This window comes from Prosthecobacter sp., from assembly GCF_029946185.1.
GTDB lineage: Bacteria > Verrucomicrobiota > Verrucomicrobiia > Verrucomicrobiales > Verrucomicrobiaceae > Prosthecobacter.
Window position 1 is genome coordinate 1 of the sequence record NZ_JAQSEA010000171.1, and the last position, 3,124, is coordinate 3,124.

Here is a 3,124-nt window from a genome sequence, read left to right on the forward strand (position 1 = left end):
GTAGAGAAAGAACGGCTGCTCCTTTCCTTTGCGTGAATCGATGAACTCCACGGCCTTGCGTCGCAGTCGCGGCAGCATGTGTACCACCTCGTCATGCTCGATAACGGTGTCGTTCTCGATGACCGCCTCCATGTCGCGCGCGTGGTGGAAGCCGTGGTAAAAATCAAAACCGCGCGTGATCGGCCCGTCGGGGATCTTGGCGCCGACCGGCGGCGTGTCGAAGTCTTTGGCTTTGTAGGCCTTGCCGGACTGCGGATCGAGGTACTCGAAATTGAGATGCCATTTGCCAATGATGGCTGTGTGGTATCCCGCACCCTTCAGAAAACTGGCAACCGTGGGACGCTCCGCAGCGATCAAATTTGGCGCAAAACCTTCCACCACCCCGCTCTGCAGCTTCGTCCGCCAACTGTAGCGTCCCGTCACCACGCCGTAACGCGTGGGCGTGCAGACTGACGAACCCGAATGCGCATCCGTGAAGATCATCCCCTGCTCTGCCAGCCGATCCGCCCCCGGCGTGGCGATCTTGCCATGCTCGGGATTGAGGCAATGCACATCGCCATAGCCGAGGTCATCGCACATGAGGAAGATGATGTTGGGCTGCGTGGCTGTCGCCGCGAATGACGAATGCCAAATGCAGAATGACGAAAGGATGAGGAGAAGCGCGGTCTTCATGCGCTGGGAACGGGGAGGAGTTTGTTTTCTATAGCAAATAATCCGTTAAAACGTCGTCTTGAGTATAGGGTCTTGGTCGCAAGGGCACATAACTGCTGAACACAAAGTTGCTGACAAAACAACGTCCTTGTCTCTAAATCGCCTGTTTGGCTCAAAACATAGTCCAGCATCAATTTCATGAAAACACGAATCCTGTTCATCGTAATCACAGCCATAGCTTGCTCTACTTTGTTTGCAGAGATTCCAACGGCGGTACTCAGCCAGTTGCGAGAAGACCTCAAGGGAGCCATGATGGCTTCAGGTGCCATGCCTACGGACGACCAAGTGGCCCAAGCGTTAGACTCGCTTGAAAAAGAGCTTCCTGAATCTAAACTGTTTGAGTTCACACCGGCCGAGTTGGAGGCATTTCAAACGGGCACTTCCGCTCCCAGAGATACTGACGTAGCGAAGGCTATTGCCGAGATCAAGAAGCTCGTAGGCGGTCGCCCACTACCGCACCTTCTCTCCTTTTACGATGCGCAACAGGCTGGCGGCAAGCTCAGCCCGAAACAGAAAATCTTATGTCAGCGTCTTTCCACTGTGATACTCGCCAGACTAAGGGGGAAAATTCCGGACAAAAAATGATCCAAACTATGCAGAGCAGGCAACCGCACATGCGTGACAGCGAACCCAGATTGAGCGGACTGATTTCGATCCGCGCGTTTCGTGGGCCGGATCGCTGAGCTTGGACGTTGCGCGATGGAATGATATAGCAACGTGTGCTGGGCAGCGGGACTATGATCTGAGCAAATCATTCGCCTTTTTTCATGTTCTTCTTCTTGCCCTTCTTTTTGGTCTTGTCCTTACCCTTGCCGGAAGCTTCAAACTCGCGGTCGAGTTCGGCAGGTCGCGCGTCCTTGAACTTATCCAAGGCGGTTTGCAGCTTCGCCTTCGCGGTAGCGGCATCGCTGGCGAGGGCACTTGATGCCAGGTCCTGCTGCTCCATGGCATCGGCGTTGAGATCGTAGAACTGGCCGGTGCGGTAGAGTTTGAAGTGCTGGTCAAAGGCGTACTCCTTCACGGTCAGGTCCTTGCGCTGACGCGGCGAGTACCAGGTGTACAGCCAGTCGCGCGGCGTACCGGTGTCACCTTTGAGTTGGGGCAGGAAGCTCACGCCATCCACGGTATCGGGCACTTTGACACCTGCGGCGGCGCAGAGGGTGGGCAGGAAGTCGGTGCTGCTGACGAGAGCGGTGGAGACGCGGCCCTGCTTCATCACAGCGGGCCAGCTTGCGACGAACGGCACGTGTGTGCCGTGGGAGGTGGTGGTGCCTTTGCCGCCCTTGTAGTCCGCGCCTTGGAAGCGGCTAGTCACCGTGGGGTGCGTGCCGTTGTCGCCAAGGAAGAGCAGCAGCGTGTTGTCGCGGATGCCGAGTTCATCCAGCTTCGCGACCACTTTGCCGACCATCCGGTCCATATAGGCGGTCATGTCGGCGAAGTGCTTCACGCTCTTCTGTTTGGCCTCGCTGCTGATCGTGGGATCCCAGTCCGGGCTGTCCGGCGTTGGCTGGAAAGGATCGTGCGTGAGGATCATCGGGTAGTAGAGAAAGAACGGCTTTCCCTGGTGCTTGGTGATGAAGCTCAGCGCGAAGTCGTTCACCAGCGTGGGACCGTACTCGCCCTGCGTGAAGCTTTTCTCCACACCGTTGTATTCCAGGCCAGGGTTCGCATAGCGCGGCGGACGGCGCGTCTGCTGCCAGAGGCAGGACTCATCAAAGCCGAAGTGCTGGGGTGAGTCCAACTCTCCACCGAGCTGCCACTTGCCGCAGATGCCGGTGGCATAGCCTGCGTTTTTCATGAGGTGGCCAAAGGTCGTCTCCGTGCGCAGCAGGGTACCGAAGTTGATGTAGTTGCGCACGTTGTAGCGCCCCGTCATGAGCTGCACCCGCGTGGGCGTACACAACGGCTGCACATGGCAGTTTTCAAAGCGCACACCCGTGGCGGCAAGTTTGTCGATGTTGGGTGTCTGATACGATTCTCCACCGTTCGCCGTGATGCATTCATAGCCGAAGTCATCCACCATGATGAGGATGATGTTCGGCTGCGCCGAAAATGACGAATGCAGAATGAGGAATGACGAAAGGATGCAGACGAGCCGTTTCATGGTCGCTCGGAACGAAGCATGGGCTGCCAATCTTCCGGCAGGATCGTCACTGGTCACATTTCAGTTCGTGCCTCCAGGGTTGCCATTCGTCGGCGGTTCATGTTTGATGACACTCATGCGCCTCTCCATCCTCGCACTGCTGCTGTCGTCGTTTTGTCTTTCGGCCACTTTTGCGGCCAAGCCACCGAACGTCATCGTCATCATGGCGGACGATCTCGGTTATGGGGATGTGAGCTGCAACGGGACGAAGGCTTTGAAGACGCCGAACATCGACCAGCTTGCCGCCGAAGGGCTGCGTTTCACCAGCGG

4 protein-coding genes are annotated in these 3,124 nt (G+C 57.1%); 2 read left to right on the forward strand and 2 right to left on the reverse strand.

The features are described 5' to 3' along the window. A partial coding sequence (locus tag PSV43_RS14950) for a sulfatase-like hydrolase/transferase (protein WP_300198815.1) occupies positions 1 to 672 on the reverse strand: 672 nt, incomplete at its 3' end. Positions 673 to 849: 177 nt separating this feature from the next. Here PSV43_RS14950 and PSV43_RS14955 point away from each other — a divergent pair. After that, the gene (locus PSV43_RS14955; RefSeq protein WP_300198818.1) at positions 850 to 1,296 is read left to right on the forward strand and encodes a hypothetical protein; all 447 of its coding nucleotides are present in this window, start codon (positions 850 to 852) and stop codon (positions 1,294 to 1,296) included. A 166-nt stretch (positions 1,297 to 1,462) separates the two neighbouring features. Here PSV43_RS14955 and PSV43_RS14960 read toward each other — a convergent pair whose 3' ends face one another. Continuing rightward, a complete protein-coding gene (locus PSV43_RS14960) occupies positions 1,463 to 2,815 on the reverse strand; it encodes a sulfatase-like hydrolase/transferase (RefSeq protein WP_300198820.1) in 1,353 nt (450 codons plus the stop codon). A gap of 115 nt (positions 2,816 to 2,930) precedes the next feature. Here PSV43_RS14960 and PSV43_RS14965 point away from each other — a divergent pair. Continuing rightward, positions 2,931 to 3,124: sulfatase-like hydrolase/transferase (locus tag PSV43_RS14965; protein WP_300198823.1), on the forward strand; the 194-nt coding region annotated here is incomplete at its 3' end.

Coding starts and splice junctions, on each gene's coding strand:
- PSV43_RS14955 (WP_300198818.1), top strand. CDS start 850: ATGAAAACACGAATCCTGTTCATCGTAATCACAGCCATAGCTTGCTCT.
- PSV43_RS14960 (WP_300198820.1), bottom strand. CDS start 2,815: ATGAAACGGCTCGTCTGCATCCTTTCGTCATTCCTCATTCTGCATTCG.